The organism is Pseudomonas brassicae (assembly GCF_010671725.1).
In the GTDB taxonomy this organism is placed as follows: Bacteria; Pseudomonadota; Gammaproteobacteria; order Pseudomonadales; family Pseudomonadaceae; genus Aquipseudomonas; species Aquipseudomonas brassicae.
Map to the genome: position 1 here is coordinate 1 of NZ_JAAHBU010000563.1, position 3,094 is coordinate 3,094.

A 3,094-nucleotide genomic window follows, 5' to 3' on the forward strand; every position below is an offset into this window, starting at 1 on the left:
TCCGATGCAAATGGCTGGTCAAGTCGAATGCAAACAGGTGGTCAAGTGGTAGGCAAACGCGTGGTCAAGTCAGGCGCAATTTCCCAGCTGAACACCGACTCCCGGGAGCGCCTAGGGCGAAAGCTTGCCCACACTAGGCGAGCGTCCCCGTATCATCATAAATTGTTTGGACACGTAGTCGATACAACTCATGCTATAGCTTGGCCAATCACCGTGGGCTCCATAGCTGTCTCTTCTGCTGGCATTGGGTCAAAACTGTCAGCCCGAGCTGCTCGCCACATACGCTCGTAAAACTCACCGGCGACCTGACCACTGAGCAACTCCCCTGGCTTCAGAAACACGTGCATCTGGGAAAAGAGTTTAATCTCGGTAGCCGACATCCTACGCACGAGGTGGCGCGCAGTCAGTTGCGAAGGATTCGTCAAACCAGCAGCAGCCAGCATCTCTGCCAGCGCCTTCAGCGTGCTTCGGTGGAAGTTATAAACTCGCGCACCTTTGTCTTCGACAACCAGCGCTCGCTGACGCAGAGGATCCTGGGTAGCCACACCGGTAGGGCATTTGTTTGTATGGCATGACTGAGATTGGATACACCCTATCGCGAACATAAAACCGCGCGCCGCATTCCCCCAATCCGCACCGATCGCCAGGACGCTTGCAATGTCGAACGCACTGATGATCTTGCCGCTCGCACCCAGCTTGATCTTATCCCGAAGATTGATACCTACCAACGTGTTGTGGACGAACAAAAGGCCCTCACGCATAGGCACGCCAAGGTGATCCGTGAACTCTACCGGCGCTGCACCGGTACCACCCTCAGCGCCATCAATAACGATGAAGTCAGGCAGAATTCCAGTTTCAAGCATGGCCTTGGCGATACCCATGAACTCCCACGGATGCCCCAGGCACAGCTTGAACCCCACAGGCTTCCCTCCAGATAGCTCACGCAGGTGGGCAATGAACTGCATTAGCTCCAATGGGTTAGAGAAAGCGCTGTGGCTCGATGGTGAGATGCAGTCCTGCCCCATCGGCACACCACGAGTACTCGCGATCTCCTGAGTAACCTTGTGCTTCGGGAGAATGCCTCCGTGGCCAGGCTTGGCACCCTGACTCAGCTTGATCTCAATCATCTTCACCTGTGGGTCATTCGCTTGTTTGGCAAACTTCTGTGCGTCGAACTTGCCATCATGCGTCCGGCATCCGAAATACCCACTGCCAAGCTCCCAGACCAAGTCACCGCCATGTTCACGGTGATAAGAGCTGATGCTGCCCTCCCCCGTGTCATGGGAAAACTTTCCCAGTTTCGCACCCTTGTTAAGCGCTCGAATTGCATTGGCGCTGAGCGAGCCGAAGCTCATAGCCGAGATGTTGAAAACCGATGCGGAATATGGCTGTTTGCACTGCGGGCCACCGATCTCCACCCGGAAGCTTTCAGGGTCTGAGAGGGGAGCTGGCCGCATCGAATGGCTAATGAATTCGTATCCAGTCTGGTAGACGTTCATCAATGTGCCAAATGGCTTATCTGAGGCTTCACTCTTAGCGCGCGAATACACGAGTGCACGCTGAGCACGTGAAAAGGGCGTGGCCTCATCGTCAGCTTCGAGCAGGTACTGACGGATCTCTGGACGGATCCCTTCAATCAGGTAGCGGATGTTGCCGAGAATGGGGTAATTGCGTCGAACGGCATGGCGCGATTGCAGGAGGTCGAACACCCCCAAGAGGCTCAGGGCCCCGGTAATAAACGTCATAGGCCAAAGCCACTCATGCTGGTGTGCAAAAGGCAGAGTCAGCAACGTGAAGAACACACAACAGACGAAGAACGCATAACGACTCAGCAGAGATAAACTCATGGGATTTCCTTCTGGCATAGCCTGGTAGAGCCAACATACCAACAATTCGCTATGTGTTGATGAACCTTAGGGACAGGATGCCGCCTCCGAATACCGCTGATAAGGAACCTGCTCTACTTAGCTGTATGTATAACCAGTTAAATATTGTGGTCAATTTATGTTCAAATCGTAGACCCGTGAGTGGCCATTTGATAGCGTCACGTTATGTAATGCGAAGCACCTTTCCCGGTATCTGAGGCCCGAACGTGGCGCCTCAGTAATGGACTAATCGATACGCGTGGCAAGGCAGGCGAGCTTTGATCATCACACCAGCAGGCCCCTTCAACGGAACGACGTGGGAGGCGACACTCCAGCTCGTCTTCAAGACGAAATTTGGCGCAGACGGATACCAGCACGTACCAGCCACGCCAGGTGATTTCGGGATTGAAGGATTCACGAAAACACACTGGGCTTGCCTTCCAGTGCTATTGCCCTGATTCGATCTACGAGCGCACTGTGCTCAACAAAAAGCAGCAGGACAAAATCACCAAGGATCTGAACAAGCTCAAAAAAAATCAAAAACTAGCCTTCAGGGCATCCTCGGTGGTACCAAAATCAAAGACTGGTGCTTCGTCACACCTGAGATCGCTCATAACGCGCTGCTCACCCACGCTCAAAAAAAACAGGATGAAGTCAGGGCGTGGGATCTTCCACACCTGGATGAAAACTTCACGATACTCGTACACGACATTGATTTTTATATCCAAGAGATCAACCAGCACCGTACTTCAGCTGGAGTACCGATCTCCATGGGGCAAGGTGAGCAACACGTTCCAAAAGTTAATGAGAGCCCAACGGCTTATGACGAAAATCTTGAACGTAAAACGCAACTGCGGATGTCCCACAAAGGGGAGCGTGCAGTAGCAAGTCTTCTTAGTAAAACCAAAAATTCTTTCTTGGATCACGACAGCTTTTTCCAGACACTCTATAAAACATCCCCCCAAACATATTTTCATGTTGCGAAAACACTGAACGGTTTTGAGGAAAATGTTGAGGAATGGAGTCTTACCACCTCCGATCACCCGGACAAACTGGTAGAGATGATCAAGGATCGTTTATCTGATCGATTGCTCGCCGATGAGCGCCTCAAGATCGATGGAACACTCACGGACGACATAGTGCGCAGAACTGTCGCCCGTTGGCTTGCCGTGTGCCAATTGGACTTCTACAGCTGATGGCAACCATGAAAATTCACTCCTAGACCCATG

General features: G+C 52.4%; 3 protein-coding genes. 1 reads left to right on the top strand and 2 read right to left on the bottom strand.

The features are described from left to right. Nucleotides 1-188 precede the first annotated feature (188 nt). Together G3436_RS26040 and G3436_RS28110 are read right to left on the bottom strand one after the other, a co-directional pair. Nucleotides 189-1,847: an FMN-binding glutamate synthase family protein gene (locus G3436_RS26040; protein WP_163951142.1), complete on the bottom strand. Its 1,659-nt coding sequence runs from the start codon at nucleotides 1,845-1,847 to the stop codon at nucleotides 189-191. A 554-nt stretch (nucleotides 1,848-2,401) separates the two neighbouring features. Further along, nucleotides 2,402-2,608, bottom strand: a complete 207-nt coding sequence (locus G3436_RS28110; protein ID WP_243667335.1) for a hypothetical protein — start codon at nucleotides 2,606-2,608, stop codon at nucleotides 2,402-2,404. Between the two features lie 27 nt (nucleotides 2,609-2,635). On the opposite strand from G3436_RS28110, the gene G3436_RS28115 reads away from it, so the two are divergent. Beyond that, nucleotides 2,636-3,061, top strand: a complete 426-nt coding sequence (locus G3436_RS28115; protein WP_243667336.1) for a hypothetical protein — start codon at nucleotides 2,636-2,638, stop codon at nucleotides 3,059-3,061. Nucleotides 3,062-3,094: the final 33 nt, after the last annotated feature.

Excerpts from the sequence above, each read along its gene's own strand:
- G3436_RS26040 (WP_163951142.1), bottom strand. The coding sequence starts at position 1,847 with ATGAGTTTATCTCTGCTGAGTCGTTATGCGTTCTTCGTCTGTTGTGTG.
- G3436_RS28115 (WP_243667336.1), top strand. The coding sequence starts at position 2,636 with ATGGGGCAAGGTGAGCAACACGTTCCAAAAGTTAATGAGAGCCCAACG.